The sequence below is a fragment of the Paenibacillus sp. LS1 genome, assembly GCF_026013365.1.
Classification (GTDB): domain Bacteria; phylum Bacillota; class Bacilli; order Paenibacillales; family Paenibacillaceae; genus Paenibacillus.
Genome location: NZ_JAPDOE010000014.1, coordinates 1 through 16,543, shown reverse-complemented (window position 1 = coordinate 16,543; position 16,543 = coordinate 1). Strand labels below are relative to the sequence as shown.

General features: G+C 47.1%; 10 protein-coding genes. 9 read left to right on the top strand and 1 reads right to left on the bottom strand.

The window, feature by feature from the left end:
* Positions 1 to 10: 10 nt before the first annotated feature.
* The 9 genes from OM416_RS27955 to ligA all read left to right on the top strand — a co-directional run bounded on the left by OM416_RS27955 (position 11) and on the right by ligA (position 14,312).
* Positions 11 to 3,655 (top strand): DEAD/DEAH box helicase, encoded by a 3,645-nt coding sequence (locus tag OM416_RS27955; protein WP_264934958.1) that lies wholly within the window; start codon positions 11 to 13, stop codon positions 3,653 to 3,655.
* 75 nt (positions 3,656 to 3,730) lie between these two features.
* Positions 3,731 to 4,609 carry a UTP--glucose-1-phosphate uridylyltransferase GalU gene (gene galU, locus OM416_RS27950; protein ID WP_264934956.1) on the top strand — a complete coding sequence of 293 codons (879 nt, stop codon included), beginning with the start codon at positions 3,731 to 3,733 and terminating at the stop codon, positions 4,607 to 4,609.
* Between the two features lie 181 nt (positions 4,610 to 4,790).
* The gene (rfbC, locus tag OM416_RS27945) at positions 4,791 to 5,339 is read left to right on the top strand and encodes a dTDP-4-dehydrorhamnose 3,5-epimerase (RefSeq protein WP_264934953.1); all 549 of its coding nucleotides are present in this window, start codon (positions 4,791 to 4,793) and stop codon (positions 5,337 to 5,339) included.
* A 54-nt stretch (positions 5,340 to 5,393) separates the two neighbouring features.
* Positions 5,394 to 6,419 carry a dTDP-glucose 4,6-dehydratase gene (gene rfbB, locus OM416_RS27940; protein ID WP_264934951.1) on the top strand — a complete coding sequence of 342 codons (1,026 nt, stop codon included), beginning with the start codon at positions 5,394 to 5,396 and terminating at the stop codon, positions 6,417 to 6,419.
* Positions 6,416 to 7,297: a dTDP-4-dehydrorhamnose reductase gene (gene rfbD / locus OM416_RS27935; RefSeq protein ID WP_264934949.1), complete on the top strand. Its 882-nt coding sequence runs from the start codon at positions 6,416 to 6,418 to the stop codon at positions 7,295 to 7,297. Before rfbB ends, rfbD begins: the two co-directional genes overlap by 4 nt.
* Positions 7,298 to 7,432: 135 nt before the next feature.
* A complete protein-coding gene (locus OM416_RS27930; RefSeq protein ID WP_264934947.1) occupies positions 7,433 to 8,308 on the top strand; it encodes a phosphatidylinositol-specific phospholipase C/glycerophosphodiester phosphodiesterase family protein in 876 nt (291 codons plus the stop codon).
* A 115-nt stretch (positions 8,309 to 8,423) separates the two neighbouring features.
* Complete coding sequence (locus OM416_RS27925; protein ID WP_264934945.1) at positions 8,424 to 9,119, top strand: heptaprenylglyceryl phosphate synthase; 696 nt, start codon at positions 8,424 to 8,426, stop codon at positions 9,117 to 9,119.
* A gap of 529 nt (positions 9,120 to 9,648) precedes the next feature.
* A complete protein-coding gene (gene pcrA / locus OM416_RS27920; RefSeq protein WP_264934943.1) occupies positions 9,649 to 12,003 on the top strand; it encodes a DNA helicase PcrA in 2,355 nt (784 codons plus the stop codon).
* Between the two features lie 287 nt (positions 12,004 to 12,290).
* Positions 12,291 to 14,312: an NAD-dependent DNA ligase LigA gene (gene ligA, locus OM416_RS27915; RefSeq protein ID WP_264934941.1), complete on the top strand. Its 2,022-nt coding sequence runs from the start codon at positions 12,291 to 12,293 to the stop codon at positions 14,310 to 14,312.
* 122 nt (positions 14,313 to 14,434) lie between these two features.
* On the opposite strand, the gene OM416_RS27910 is transcribed toward ligA, so the two are convergent.
* On the bottom strand, positions 14,435 to 15,802 hold the full coding sequence (locus tag OM416_RS27910; RefSeq protein WP_264934939.1) for a molybdopterin-dependent oxidoreductase: 1,368 nt from the start codon (positions 15,800 to 15,802) through the stop codon (positions 14,435 to 14,437).
* Positions 15,803 to 16,543 lie beyond the last annotated feature (741 nt).

The following is a 16,543-nucleotide window of genomic DNA, read 5'->3' as shown; positions in this document are numbered from 1 at the left end:
GCGAAGAAGCGTGGCGCCATTCACAATCATGGATATCAAATTGCTGTGCGGGGTCACGGCATTCAAGCGTGGAGAAGATTATAACCAATCTGGCAGGGTGACCAATCTGGTGGTCAGTGAAAATCAACTCCATTACGAGGCACAGGTACGTGGATCGGAGCGTTATCAGGTGACGGTGGATGTAGATGGATCGGGTGAGATTGTGGCAGGCTGCAGCTGTCCGGGTGATGGCAGGCATTATGACTATTGTAAACATGTGGCTGCTGTTCTGTTGGCTATTCACGAATGGGGCGAGCAGCAGGAGCGTAATGCCACGCGTGATTCTGGAAAGACATCTCAGTCTTCTACAGGCCAAGGACCTGGTTCCAGCTCAGGTTCCAAGTCCAGGGTAGGGACGCTGGTCGAAGAGAGCATGTGGGAGCGACCCCAGTCTTCTTCACAACAAGAGCAACGTAATGATGCTCCAGAGCGTCCTCCGGTTCACTTTTCCCAGGCAGGTCGTCCAAGCTCAGCTTCGGGGTGGGGGCGTTCTGCAGAAAAACCTTCCTATCGTACGGCGGATCAAATTCTGTCCATGTTTGCCAAGGAACGGAGACCATTGCATGGTAATGACCGTAAATACACCGCTCCTGTCAGCCGATCCTCCTTACGTGAAGAGTTGCAGGTTCAGTTTATATGCAAGCTGATACAAGTTCACAAGGGTGGCGGGAAACTCGCTCTTGAATTGAAAGTGGGTAACAAACGTCTGTATGTGGTGCAGAAAGTGAAACAATTCCTGAACTGCATTGAGAAGGGCGAGCCGATGTCATTTACCAAACTGTTCCACTATGATCCACTGATGCATGTTTTCACTCCGCAGGATCAGGCCATTCTCTCGATGCTTATTCGAATGAGACAGAGTGAGGAGGCATATCGCCAATCTATTTCCGGTTATTTGGGAGTTTCAGATGGACGTGATATTTTAATTGCTCCGCTCGTATGTAAGCCATTGCTGGAATTGCTGCTACAGGCTGACAGCCGGATGGAAGGCACGGGATTTGCCAATGGACCACTCACACTGGGTGAGGGGGTACTTCCTTTATTTTACCGAATTGCCCAGGGAGCGAACGAAGGATATCAACTTGAAATTTCCGGACTGCGTGAGTTGATTCTTCTCCCTGCTTATGATGCTGCCGTAGTGGAAGGGCAGTTGCACATGTTGGAGCCGATGCAGATGCGAAGTCTGGAGGACTTGAGTGCGGCGCTCACTTCATATGGGATCAAGGAAAGCATTGATATTTCGACCCAGCAGGTGGATGAGTTTGTTCAGCATGTCGTGCCAGAACTGCGTACGCTCGGACATCTGTCCATTGATTCACAGGTGCGTGAACAGATCGCGGAACCGGAACTTTCACCGAAGCTGTACATCGACTTCTATCGTGAACGGATCACAGCGCGTCTGGAATTCGACTATGAGGTCATGGTTATTAATCCGCTGGCAGAGTACTTGATAGATGAAGAAGAGAAAAAGGTTATTTTGGTGCGTGACCGATACAAAGAGCGAAATCTGATTGAACGGCTCGATCGTTCTTTCCTGGAACGTGATGGTAGTGTCTGGGCGAGCGAACGGGAAGATGCCATCTATGATGTCATGTATCATCTCTTGCCTGAGCTTGAAAAACAGGTAGACATCTATATGCCAAACGCCGTGAAGGCGATGGTGCAATCCTATCCAACACCGCCGAAAGTACGAGCAGATTTGGGGAGAGGACTGGACTGGCTGGAGATTTCATTCGAGATGGAAGGTGTGGACGAGCAGGAGCTTCAGGAACTCATGCGCCGCATTGTGGAAAAGAAACCGTATTTCCGTCTCAAGAGCGGTGTCTTTCTGTCGCTTGAAAATGAAGGTGCAGACAGTTTCGCTCATATGGCCGATTCACTGGGCCTTGGAGCAGATGACATCAAGAGCAGCCATATCCGGCTGCCAGCTGTGCGAGCGTTACAATTGCCAGGCAGGGATGAGGTTTCCGGTCATGTGAAGTGGGGAGGCTCCCTGAAACGTTTCCTCGATGATCTGCGAGATCCCGAGCGGATGGATTTTGCATTGCCGGAAGCTCTCACTCCCATCCTGCGGGATTATCAGAACAGCGGATACCAGTGGCTGCGTACCCTCGCTTATTATCGTTTTGGCGGCATTCTCGCGGATGATATGGGTCTTGGCAAAACGTTGCAAAGCATCGCCTATATCACAGCGGTTCTTCAGGAGAAGCCTAAGTACAATGTGGACAATGCGGGCGTTGATAAATACCGGGAGAGCGGATCATTATGGGACGGTGAAACGTGGGCGACTTCCGACATCGATCCCGAAACTGGACTCCCATTGGATAAGTTGGCTTCAGAGAATACAGAGGGCTTATGGTCCACGGTGCAGCAGGATGGATTGACAATCCGAACGAGGGTCATTCATCCTCCGGTACTGGTCGTGGCGCCTGCCTCGCTGACCTATAACTGGGCTAATGAGTTTACGAGGTTCGCCCCGCATCTGAAAGTCCTAATCGCAGCAGGTCAGAAAGAAGAGCGAGCTAGTATGCTGTCAGGTATGGATGAGGCAGATGTGATTGTGACGTCGTATCCTTTGTTACGCCGGGATCTAGAGACGTACCTGGGCCGAACATTCCATACGCTCATTCTGGATGAAGCTCAGGCGATTAAAAATGCTTCTTCCCAGACAGCGCAGGCGGTCAAACAAATTCAGGCTCCGCGCCGTTTTGCACTCACAGGTACGCCTGTGGAGAACTCGTTGGATGAATTATGGTCCATTTTTGAAGCCGTATTCCCTGGGTTGTTTCCAAGTTACAGAAGATTCCGCGATCTTCCTCCAGAACGGATCTCGCGAATGGTACGTCCGTTTATTCTGCGCCGCCTGAAGAAGGATGTGCTGGAAGAATTGCCGGATCGCATTGAAACGGTACAGCGGTCAGAGCTTACGGTTGAACAGAAGAAACTGTACGCCGCGTACCTCTCTGAGCTTCAGGATGAAGCATCGAAGGACATGGAGGATAACGGATTCCAGAAGAATCGTATCAAAATTCTGGCAGGCATTACGCGTTTGCGTCAGTTGTGTTGTCATCCGGCCCTCTTTGTCGAAGGGTACCAAGGCGATTCCGGGAAAATGGAACAGTTGCTCGAAACGGTCGAGGATTGTTTGGCGGCAGGCAAACGTATTCTCATCTTCTCCCAATTCGCGAGCATGTTGAACCTGATTCGTCAGACACTCGCAGCACAGGTGAGAAACCTGTTCTACCTCGATGGTCAGACACCTGCACAGAGCCGCGTCGAGATGTGCCGCAGATTTAATGAGGGCGAAGCTGAATTGTTCCTGATTTCACTGAAGGCTGGGGGAACAGGGCTAAACTTAACGGGCGCAGATACCGTTATATTATATGATCTATGGTGGAATCCCGCGGTGGAAGAACAAGCCATTGGCCGTGCCCATCGTATGGGACAGAAACAAGTGGTGCAAGTCATCCGCCTGGTTACCGAAGGTACGATCGAGGAAAAGATTTTGGAACTCCAGCAGCGGAAGAAGGACTTAATTGCCGAAGTGATCGAACCGGGAGACGGGGGATCGACGACCTTATCCGAACAGGATATCCGCGAATTGTTGATGGTATAATGGAGTCCAAGCATCCTAGAACTCAGAATCATTAAATATATTAAAATATGTATCTAGCAAAAGGAGTAGGTTCGTATGCAAATTCGTAAAGCAATTATTCCAGCCGCAGGGCTGGGTACCCGTTTTTTGCCTGCCACCAAGGCGATGCCGAAAGAAATGTTACCCATCGTGGACAAGCCGACGATCCAGTACATTATTGAAGAAGCCGTAGCTTCTGGCATTGAAGATATCATTATTGTGACGGGTAAAGGGAAACGGGCCATTGAAGATCACTTCGACTATTCATTCGAGTTGGAACAAAATCTGGCTGGTAAACAGAAGTGGGACTTGCTCAACGAAGTACGCAAACCCTCCGAGATGGCAGACATTCATTATATCCGTCAAAAGGAACCGAAGGGACTTGGTCACGCCATCTGGTGTGCACGCAAGTTTATCGGCAACGAACCTTTTGCCGTCCTGTTAGGGGACGATATTGTGGAAGCGGACCATCCCTGCTTGAAGCAGATGATCGAAGTTTACGATGAGCTGCAGTCTCCAATCGTTGGTGTACAACCTGTCGATTGGAATGAGGTGTCTCGCTACGGGATTGTGGACGGAGAGTTGCTGACCCGTACCGATGAACGTGTCTTTCGTGCCCGCCGCTTAATTGAAAAACCGAAGACCGAAGATTCCCCCTCTAACCTTGCTATTATGGGACGTTACATTCTTACACCGGATATCTTTGAGATACTAGGTCAACAATCTGCTGGCGTCGGTGGAGAAATCCAACTCACGGATGCCTTATCCCGTTTAAATGAGCAGCGTCAGATCCTTGCTTATCACTTTGATGGGCTCCGTCATGATGTAGGTGAGAAGTTAGGTTTTATTGAAACGTCGATTCATTACGCATTGCAGCGCCCAGATCTGCGGGAAAATCTCTTGAAGTATTTGGAACAGGTCGTAAAGAATCAATAAATAGTTTTCTGCTTGCCCTCGAAGTCCAGCCGAAGAATGATATCGCGGCTGGGCTTTAATTTATTTTATGAAAGTTTAATTATGAGGGTTATACAGGCCAATGAACAAACCATTACCCGACACCTTACATATACATAGTCAATATGAGGAAATGATGTCAACAGCAAAACGGAGGGATGTCATGAAGGTAATTCCGCTGTTTATGGATGGCGCAGCCATTTTGGAACCCAAGGTTTATGGTGATCATCGTGGATATTTTATGGAGAGTTATAATGAACAGGTCTTGCATGAGAATGGGATACAACACGTCTTTATTCAGGACAATCAATCCTTGTCGGCAGAAGCTGGTGTTCTGCGTGGACTTCATTACCAACTTCATCCCAAGGCGCAGACCAAACTGGTGAGGGTTATATCTGGGGCTATATATGATGTAATTGTGGATGTGCGGAAATCTTCCCCAACCTTTGGACAATGGAAAAGTTTCATTCTAAGTGAGTACAACCAGCGGCAACTGCTTGTTCCTCAGGGGTTTGCTCATGGATTCTGTACCTTGGTACCTCATTCTCAGGTAACTTATAAAGTAGACGCCTATTATTCGCCTGAACATGACCGTGGAATTCTATGGAATGATCCTGCGCTCGCCATTGATTGGCCTGTGACGAAACCTATATTATCGGAGAAGGACCAGAAGCATCCTTTATTGAAAGATGCCGAATTAAACTTCGACTAATTAAACAGACTCCTCAGATACTTCTGTATCTGGAGGCAGAGGGAGAGAGACAGCATGAAACTACTGGTTACGGGTGGGGCCGGATTTATCGGCAGCAACTTTGTGCTATATATGCTTCGTGAACATCCGAGTTATGAAATTATCAATGTGGATGCATTAACGTATGCGGGGAATTTGGAGAATTTGCATACGGTAGAGTCGAATCCTCAATATACATTTATCAAAGCCGATATTGCAGATGTACAGGAGATGGAAGCTATTTTTGCTCAAGGCATCGATGTGGTTGTGAATTTCGCTGCCGAGTCTCATGTAGATCGCAGTATTCTGTCCCCGGATATTTTTGTCCGTACCAATGTGATGGGTACTCAGGTTCTGCTGGATGCGGCAAAGAAGTATCAAGTCACCAAGTTTGTTCAGGTATCGACGGATGAGGTGTATGGATCACTAGGTGCAACAGGTTTATTTACTGAAGATACACCTTTGATGCCTAACAGTCCTTACTCTGCCAGTAAAGCTGGTGGGGATCTGCTTGTAAGAGCCTACCATGAAACCTTTGGACTTCCTGTAAACATTACACGTTGCTCCAACAACTATGGACCTTTTCAATTCCCGGAGAAACTGATTCCGCTGATTATATCCCGTGCATTGAATGATGAAGCCATCCCAGTATATGGTGATGGGCTCAATATTCGTGACTGGCTTTATGTCGAGGATCACTGTAGCGCGATTGATCTTGTCATTCACAATGGACAATCGGGTGAGGTATATAACGTTGGCGGTAATAACGAACGTACTAATATGTATATTGTGCAGACTGTTTTGGAGCAACTGGGCAAACCAGCGAGTTTGATTAAACATGTACAGGACCGCTTGGGACATGACCGGCGTTACGGTATAGATCCAACCAAAATTCGTACAGAGCTCGGTTGGAAACCTGCACATAACTTTGAGACAGGGATCAGAGAGACAATCCAGTGGTATCTGAATCATCAAGACTGGTGGACGAGAATTCAATCAGGCGCATATCAGGATTATGTCCAGCTTCAGTACGGTAAGCGGATGGGTGATTCGTCCCAATGAACTATAGAATTATGGTGACTGGATCGGCGGGACAGCTGGGTTATGATGTGGTGAAGACCTTCCAAGCAGAGGGGCTTCAAGTACTGGCCTGTGATAGAAATCAGATGGACATTACCGATCAACAGCAGTGTACAGACATGATTACGACGTTCCAGCCTCACATCATTATTCACTGTGCTGCCTACACGGCAGTCGATCAGGCTGAGGTGGATGAGGACGCAGCATACGCTGTGAATGTATCAGGCACTAGGAATATTACCGTTGCTGCTGAAAGTGTGAATGCGAAGCTCGTGTATATCAGTACCGATTATGTATTTGACGGACAAGGGAGTTTACCTTACCGCGAGTACGATGTAACGAATCCACAGAGTGTGTACGGCAAGTCCAAGCTAGCGGGAGAATGGTTGGTTCAAAGTCTGTGTACGCAGTGGTTTATCATTCGAACATCATGGGTGTTTGGCGTATCTGGCAGTAATTTTGTCAAAACCATGCTGGAACTTATGGAGAAACGTCCACAACTGCAAGTCGTTCATGATCAACAAGGCTCACCCACCTATACGGTGGATCTTGCGCGATTCATCTACATCCTTTCCGCTAGTGAAAAATATGGTATCTATCATGCTTCCAACTCGGGAACTTGCACGTGGTACGAGTTTGCACAGGCCATTAGCGAAGAAGCGAATAAGCAGGGTGGATTTAAGCCAACGGCCGAGCTTAACCCATGCACAACCGATCAGTTTCCACGTCCAGCTCCGCGTCCTGCATACTCTGTAATGGATCATCTGGCGATTCGAACGAACGATCTGAAACCTCTGAGACCTTGGCGTGAGGCATTGATTGCATTTTTGAATGAGTTGAGTGTGCAAAAAACAGACTGAGAGCATCAACGTACGTTATTAATATCCATAGTCTATCCCACCATTTAACAGCCGCCTCCGGGCGGCTATTTTGTTTTGCACCTACTCAATTCGGGTAGTTAGCTAACAAAAAGGTACTGAGGATGTGAATGCTATATGAAACGCATAACCGCCGTTTTAACATTACTGATCGTTACCGTGGGCACACTCTTTTTCGCCTATGAAAGCCAGAGTGAAGAACAACGGGACGGATTTACCGCTTATAGATTAATAGCCCATGCCATGGGTAGCATTCGTGATCAACCATATACCAACGCCTATGAAGCGATGATTGCCAATTACGAGAAAGGCACACGTGTATTTGAGATCGACTTTATGTTAACCTCGGATCGCAAAGCCGTAGCCAGACATGAATGGACCGCTAATATGAGCAAAATGCTAGGACAAGACGAAGAGCTTCCGGAGGATAAACAAGCCGGGGCACTGACACATTATGAATTTATGAATACGCCTATTTTAGGCATGTACCAACCCATGGATGCCGACGGCATTATAGATGTACTGGTTGAGTACCCGGATATGTATATCGTAACTGACACCAAGGAACAGAAGGATGAGGATATTCAGCAGGTGTTACAGTCCCTGGTGGATGCAGCCAAAGAACATGATCCCTCCGTGCTGGATCGGGTGGTTGTACAGATTTATAACGAACCGATGCTCGAAACGGTGAAAGAAGTCTATGCATTCCCTTCTATTATCTATACATTATATGCCACACAGGATACAGAAGCTCAGGTTGTTGATTTTGTACAAAAGAATGATATTGATGCCGTAACTATGCCGGAATATAAAGTAAACCAGAATTTCGTTGCCAAGCTGAATAGTGCAGGCTCAGTCACCTACGTGCATACCATCAATGACACTGAACAGGTGGCTAACTATGAGAAATGGGGCGTGTACGGGGTATACTCTGACGTGCTTACGGAGCAAGAGTTGGATGAAATGAATACACGTTTTGCCTGGAAACCGTAAAAATACATGTTTTTCTGTTCCCCTTTTTATACGAACATTGACACTCGCTGCCTGCTGACTTAGACTTAGTTTACAAGCTTTCTAGGATGCAGAAGAACCTCTGGAGGAATGTTCGTTGATAGACATGATTAAGCAGTGGAGACATGTATTTAAGCTTGACCCGGACCGGGACATTACGGACGAAGAACTTGATCTGGTCTGCATGTCGGGGACCGATGCGATTATAGTCGGCGGATCTTCGGGAATTACCTATGATAACACGGTAGACCTGATGTCCCGTGTGCGTCGTTATGAGTTGCCATGTGTGCTTGAAGTATCCGATCTGGAGGCTGTTGTTCCCGGGTTTGACGGATATTTGATCCCGATGGTCTTGAATGCAACGGACAGCAAATGGATGATTGGGCACCACCAGCAAGCGATAGAGCGTTATGGTTATCTCATCCCGTGGGATCTACTTATTGCCGAGGGTTATATTGTGCTCAATGCAAACTCCACGGTAGCTCGGTTGACTGGTGCAGATACGGATCTGACGACAGGAGCTGCGGTGGCATATGCCCAGGCTGCGGAGCGTCTGCTCAATCTTCCAATTGTATACATGGAGTACAGCGGAATGTTCGGAGATATGGAGCTTGTTGGTGAGACACACAGACAATTGGATCGGGCACACCTTATCTACGGCGGCGGAATTGATGATCCAGAGAAAGCCGCGCAAGCTGCCCAGGTGGCAGACACCATCGTGGTAGGTAACATTGTGTACAGCGATTTGAATAAAGCACTTGAGACGGTGTTGGCCGTGAAAGGAACCATTTAATCGGTTTAGTTTACCAATCCCCCATTTTCCCCTGATGATCTGTTAAAATAGAACTTTGCCCTTACTGATTAAAGAAGTTATATAAGCGTAATGTCGTTTACACGAGAACGAAGAGGAGAGAAGTGAGCTGGAGAAACGAAATGCTCGTTAAAAGCTTTCTGTAAGAAAGCTAATTCCTAAGCATACTTCTATTACCTGATTTTGTTCTTTTTTTACTAAAGAAATTCGTATACAGGGACTATGTTTACACGGAAATGGAGAGTGCAGAAGCAATCTGAAGAAAGTGTTCTCTCTTGTATTTTTACTGCCCTTAAATTTAAGCTAAACTAATTTTTACACGATAACGTAGAGGACAGAAATAAGCTGGAGAAACGAAGTGCTCGCATTTATTACCGGATTTTCACCTTTGAAAAAGTAAATTAAAAAATCTGGGAATAACGGCGATCGGAAGATTATTCTGTCATCGGAGTGGCAAGTGTAACCTATTAATTTTGCTTTATAGACCAACCAACGAAAGGAGCATGCATGCATGCAACCTATAAATATACATGATGCCGTTGCACGACTTAACACCCCTCAACGGCAAGCCGTCGAGGCGACGGATGGCCCGCTACTGATTATGGCCGGAGCGGGCTCCGGCAAGACCCGGGTGCTAACACACCGGATTGCCTACCTCATTGCAACACGGAAAGCACCCCCGTGGGGCATTTTAGCGATTACATTTACGAACAAAGCCGCTCGTGAGATGCAAGACCGGGTATCCCAACTCGTAGGTGGCTCACAAGGCCGCGACATTTGGGTATCCACTTTCCACTCCATGTGCGTGCGAATTCTGCGCCGTGACATTGAACGTATTGGTTTTACCTCCAACTTCAGTATTTTGGACTCTTCGGACCAATTATCTGTTATTCGCAGCTGTATGAAAGATCAGAATATCGATACCAAGAAATTCGAACCCAAAGCAGTTCAATCGATGATGAGTACGGCCAAGAATGAACTGATCAGTCCAGAGCAATACGAGAAGCAGTCGGGAGACTATTTCGAAGGTATTGTGGCTAAGGTATATAAGATGTACCAGAAACGGTTAAGAGCCAACAACTCACTTGATTTCGACGATCTCATTATGCAGACCATTCAACTGTTCAAAGAAGTGCCTGAGGTCCTCGACTTTTACCAAAAGAAATTCCAGTACATTCACGTTGATGAATACCAGGATACGAACCGTGCACAGTACATGCTGTGCCGCATGCTCGCTGACAGCCACCACCACATCTGCGTTGTAGGGGATAGCGACCAGTCGATCTATCGCTGGCGTGGGGCGGATATCAGCAATATCCTGAACTTCGAAAAAGATTACCCTGAAGCAAATACGATTTTGCTGGAGCAGAACTATCGTTCTACTTCCAATATCCTGAATGCAGCGAATGAAGTGATCGGCCTGAATACAGGGCGTAAACCGAAGAAACTGTGGACGGACAAAGAGGGTGGTTCGAAGATCAAGGTGTACCGTGCGGATTCCGAACATGATGAGGGGTATTTTGTTACCTCCGAGATTAGTAAAAATGTGAAGAACGGCAAATCCTATCAGAACCATGCTATTTTGTACCGTACCAACGCCCAGTCCCGGGTTATAGAGGAAATTCTGATCAAGTCTGATATCCCGTATCAGATTGTCGGCGGCATTAAGTTCTATGATCGTAAAGAGATCAAGGACATTCTGGCTTATCTGCGCCTGTTATCCAACCCCGACGATGATATCAGTCTTACCCGGATCATTAATGTACCTAAGCGTAGCATCGGTGATACAACGGTAGCGAAGCTTGCGGCTGCGGCAGGAGAGCGTGGAATTTCTATTTTCCGTGTACTTCAGGTCGTAGATGATCTTGGTTTTGCTGGCCGTACGCGGAATGCGCTGGTGGAGTTCTATGACATGGTCGCTGCGTTGCATCAGATGGTAGAGTATCTGTCTGTCACTGAACTGACTGAGAAGATTCTTGAGATGAGTCAATACCGTCTTGAGATGCAAAATGAAAACACACTCGAATCTCGCGCACGGCTGGAGAACATTGATGAGTTCCTGTCGGTAACGATGGAATTTGAGAAAAATAATGAAGACAAAACGCTCGTGTCGTTCCTCACCGATCTGGCATTGATTGCTGACATCGACAGCATGAACGATGATGAAGAGGATCAGAGCGACGCTGTTACCCTGATGACCATGCACAGCGCCAAAGGTCTGGAGTTCCCGGTTGTCTTTATCGTAGGTATGGAGGAAGGAGTCTTCCCGCATAGCCGTGCCTTTATGGACAATGAAGAATTGGAAGAAGAACGCCGACTTGCTTATGTAGGAATCACGCGTGCGGAAGAGCAACTGTTCCTGTCCTGTGCCCAGATGCGTACCTTGTTTGGACGTACAACAGCGAACCCGCCTTCCCGCTTCCTGGATGAAATTCCGGATGAGCTGAAGGAAGACACCTCGATGGCTCGTGATCGTTACCGCCGAGGCAGTAGCGGAGGCGGCTCATATGGTGGACGCGGACTAGGTTCTAGTGGAGGAAGTAACTTCGGTGGTGGCACCAAGCTATTCGATCACCAAAGTAAGAGCGGTTCATCCGCTACCTCATCCACGCCAACTTCGCGTGTGACCACAAGTGTCACCCGCCCAACATATTCTACGCCATCATCTGCTTCCAAGCCGGCAGCTTCTAGTAGTGAAGCAGGGTTCAAGGCAGGAGACAAAGTGCAGCATGGCAAATGGGGGACAGGCACGATTGTTGCAGTTAAAGGGACAGGTAATGATACCGAACTGCAGATTGCCTTCCCGGCTCCGGTTGGTGTGAAACGTCTGCTTGCCGGCTTTGCCCCTATTACCAAAGTAGAATAAGAACGAAACCTCCTTTTGCACGATAACGGAGAGAGCAGAAATAACTTGAAGAAGCATAGCGTTCGCCTTTATCCCCGGATTTCCACCTTTTAAAATGGATTAAAAGAAATCCGGGGATAACAGCGATCGGAAAGTTATTCTGTTATCGGAGTGTCAGTGTGGATATTCATTCATTGAAATTATGTAGTGATATCAACGATGGAACGTTTTTCTGTTATCGCAGTTCACGTGCAATAGGAGTGTTCGTTCTACATATATAGATTAAATTAACGGAGGGATGGCCCTGTATGGACCCAATGCACCGGATGGAGCAACTCGTTACCGAGCTGAACCAGCATAATTATCAGTACTACACGATGGATCAGCCACAGATCAGCGACAAGGAGTATGATCTTCTGTACGACGAACTGGTTACGCTGGAACAGGAAAGCGGCATGGTTCTGCCTGATTCTCCAACCCAGCGTGTGGGTGGCGAACTGCTCAAGGGGTTTACCCCTCATCGCCATCTATCCTCATTATGGAGTCTGGACAAAGCACAGAATATTGAGCAGCTGCGTAGCTGGAACACCCGTGTACTGAAACTGATTAATGACTTTAACAGTAAAAATCCCGATACGCCTTTACCGGAACCGGGTTATGTCATTGAGTTGAAGTTTGACGGATTGACGCTGAACCTGACGTACACCAACGGTGAGTTGGTACAAGCCTCTACTCGTGGTAACGGTGCGATAGGCGAAGGGATTTTGGCACAGGTGAGAACGATCCGATCTGTTCCGCTCAAAATTCCTTACACAAGTGGCACGATTGAAGTACAGGGTGAAGGCATCATGAATCTGTCTGTCCTGGATAGATACAATGAGACAGCTGCAGAGCCACTCAAGAATGCGCGTAATGCAGCAGCGGGAGCACTCCGCAACCTGAATCCGAAGGCGACGGCTGAGCGTCGGTTGAATGCATATTTTTATAATGTAGGTTATTCGGATGACATTCAGTTTGCCAATCATCAGCAGATGATGGACTTCCTGCGTGAGAACCGCTTCAAAGTGAATCCATCTATCACGTACTTCCAAGAGTTTGATGATGTGATGGAGCAACTGGCTGCGATTCAAGAGAACCGGGGTCAACTGGACTATCTGATCGATGGAGCTGTTATCAAAATTACGGACATGCGCACCCGCGAAGTGTTGGGTTATACCGATAAGTTCCCTCGCTGGGCGGTAGCATATAAATTCGAGGCTGAAGAGACCACGACGGTTCTTAACGCTGTGGTATGGAATGTGGGTCGTACTGGCAAAGTAACTCCGCTGGCACGCGTAGAACCGGTTGAACTAGCCGGAGTAACGGTACAGAACTGTACTCTGAACAATGTCGGCGATATTGAGCGCAAAAATCTGAAGTTCGCTCTGGGCACACGGGTCTTTATCCGTCGCTCCAATGACGTCATTCCTGAGATTCTGGGTAAAGTGACAGAGGAGAGTGATGGCGAGGAGATAGTCTTCCCTGAACTGTGTCCTGCATGTGGGTTCCCGCTGGAGCAACGTGGAGCGCATCTGTTCTGTAACAACAGACTGGCATGCAAACCGCAAACGGTGGCACGTATTTCCCACTTTGCTTCCCGGGATGCGATGGACATTGAGACGTTCAGTGAGAAAACAGCGATTCAGCTATATGACGAATTGAACGTACGTGAGCCTGCCGACCTGTATACGTTACAGTTTGATGATCTGGTGAAGCTGGAGCGGTTTGGTGAAAAGAAAGCGAACAATCTTATCGCTGCGCTTGAGCTTAGTAAAGATAGAGACCTAGCTTCCTTCTTATACTCACTGGGTATTCCGAACACAGGTAAATCGACCACGCGCATGCTTGCGGATCATTACCGAGATCTGCACGCCATTATGAATGCAACCGTAGAAGAACTGGTTGAACTACCCGACGTCGGTGGTATCGTGGCGGAGAGCATCGTAACTTTCTTTGCAGATCCGTTTACACAGGCTGCGATTGAGAAAATGCTAAACTTGGGCGTAAAAGCTCAGGCACCTGAGGCGCCAGCGGTTGCTGTTGTGGAAGATTCCTTCTTCAGTGGCAAAACCGTCGTACTGACCGGAACCCTGCACCAACTGACGCGGGAAGAGGCGACGCAAAGACTGGAAGCGCTCGGAGCGAAGGTGACAGGCAGTGTGTCGAAAAAGACAGATCTGGTGATTGCCGGAGAGAAGGCAGGTAGTAAGCTAACCAAAGCCCATGATCTTGGTATTCCTACGATTGAGGATGAGGACGAACTTGTACGTCTTTTGAATCCACAGAGTTAGAGGATGAATTAGCAAAATAGTTCATATCAGAAAGCCCCCGAAGACACGAATACGTGGTCGGGGGCTTTTGCTGTGTAGCTGAATGATTTTACAACGAATGAACACTCACCAGTCTTAATTGATCATGATCCGCTTAAATTGTTAGGGATGCGCTGAGATGCGCCTGTAAGCCAGGCATCCTTATCATATCCTCGCTCTTCCCAGTAACCAATGTGTTCGCTGTCGATGAGTTCAATGCGATTTAACCATTTTACCGATTTATAGGCATACATCTGAGGAATGACCAGCCTTACCGGACCGCCAAGATCAGCAGGGATCGGTTTGCCGTCATGCATGACAGCGACCATAATATCGTCCATCTGCGCTTGATCCATCGTAATGGCATCCGTATACACGCCGTCACCGGAATAAAACTTCACACTATGAGCTTCCGGTTTGACCCCGGCTTGTTTCAAAAGCTGTGCAAGAGAGATGCCCTCCCAGGTATTCTTATATACAGACCAGCCCGTTACACAGTGGAAATCACTAACCTGTACGGTACGCGCGAGCTTCACGAACTGTTCCCAATTCCAAACCTGTGCTCTTTCAACCAGTCCATCAATTCGGAAAGACCAGTTGGCATTGGAGAAGGACGGTATAGGCGTAACCGTATATACGCGGAAATGACCTTCAGCTCCGCCTCCAATGGGAGGTGAGGAGGCAGACAGCGGTTGTGGTAAAGGAATCATACGGTTAGGATCGTTCTCCAGCATACTATCAATACTGTTATCGATCTTGAGATTTCGCCCAACCCAGGATATAAATGTAGGTCCAAGAGTCACAGCGAGGCCAATGCCTACAGCAGAACGGATGAAAGCTCGACGTGTATACACAGGTTGTGGTCGCTCTGCTTTCTTAATCGGATCCACCTTGGAGCCCTGGGTTTTGGAAGAAGAAACTGCTGCTATCGTATCCTTTTCGTCTGTTTCAGCAGTTGTCTCCGTTGTATTTTGAGTTCGTGTTGAAGTTGTAGTGGTTTTAAACGCACGACGTGAAGGGTCCTTTAACCATTTGGTCCGAGTGATGGAGTGATAGATAATATAAGGTAAGCCCACCCAAGTCAGCAGGTCATGGATCAAAAGTGCAGCATTCGACCATCGAGGTCCAGCTAGCTTGAACTGCCATAATACAATACCCGAGAGTAGCCACCCGACCAGCAGCGTAAGAACAATGATGGTGTTCATCCTTTGCCAAGGTCTATTTCGAAGCTGCTTCCAGTGCTTTCCGGCCAAAATCAAGTAATATACCACGGGTGCTAGCATAGCTAACCCAACGATGATATGCAGCCATTTTAACCACACACGTCCGATTCCGAGTATCTCTCGCCAAAAGCCACCTACCAGCATAAGACCCGATATAGCAAGGATTACAACAATCCAGGCATTCCAGGCATGGATGGAAACTAACTTTTTGCCGTAACCTTTACGCATGTTCTTCAACCATTGTTTCAAGTGCGATCACCCCATATAGGTTAGTAATGAGTTTATTCAGAACTTTGATATGTAATAGCTAGCTGTGAATGGAGTACGTGATCTGTGTAAAGGTGCAATGCGAGATGGTTATACGATTGTTCATGGGCTACTTATGAAAGTATTACACTTGACTGCTTAGCCTTATCTCTATATCTATATACCTTATTATAGAGTTTTTGGATCACTTTCTTCAAACCAACAGGAGGGTAGGGAACGTTATCATGATCAGTACTCTAACTAAAACTCATCTAGATCATTATTACTTGTGGTTATAGAAGGGAGTATTTATAAAAATGAGTTATTTCTTTATGTATGTAATGCACTTTAAGGGTAGCCTTTCACTTGTTCAGAGAATGTGCTAATCTGTCGAATACAGGTTGGAAACAAGACACCGTAGATGAAGATATCATGATATCAAAAGGTTGATTAAAAATGCTTGCTAAATAATTCGCTACGTGTTATATTATTTCTTGTCGCTTCAAACGAATGATTGGAGAAATCATTTGAACGGTGACGAAAATAAAGTGTTGACAGTAAGTTAGTTAACATGATATGATAAGATTCCTGTCCGGTTGACAAACATCAACAGAAAACGGACATACAAGTTCCTTGAAAACTGAACAAATGGATAGTAACTTTCGATTCACAATGAATCGTCAGATTCAAAATGAGCTTATGGCTCTTTTCAAATACTGAGATGATTTTCATAGCGTTTAACCG

Bases quoted from the DNA above. Each gene is read 5' to 3' on its own strand.
- rfbC (WP_264934953.1), top strand. From the start codon at position 4,791: ATGAAGGTAATTCCGCTGTTTATGGATGGCGCAGCCATTTTGGAACCC.
- rfbD (WP_264934949.1), top strand. From the start codon at position 6,416: ATGAACTATAGAATTATGGTGACTGGATCGGCGGGACAGCTGGGTTAT.
- rfbB (WP_264934951.1), top strand. From the start codon at position 5,394: ATGAAACTACTGGTTACGGGTGGGGCCGGATTTATCGGCAGCAACTTT.
- galU (WP_264934956.1), top strand. From the start codon at position 3,731: ATGCAAATTCGTAAAGCAATTATTCCAGCCGCAGGGCTGGGTACCCGT.
- OM416_RS27930 (WP_264934947.1), top strand. From the start codon at position 7,433: ATGAAACGCATAACCGCCGTTTTAACATTACTGATCGTTACCGTGGGC.
- ligA (WP_264934941.1), top strand. From the start codon at position 12,291: ATGGACCCAATGCACCGGATGGAGCAACTCGTTACCGAGCTGAACCAG.
- pcrA (WP_264934943.1), top strand. From the start codon at position 9,649: ATGCAACCTATAAATATACATGATGCCGTTGCACGACTTAACACCCCT.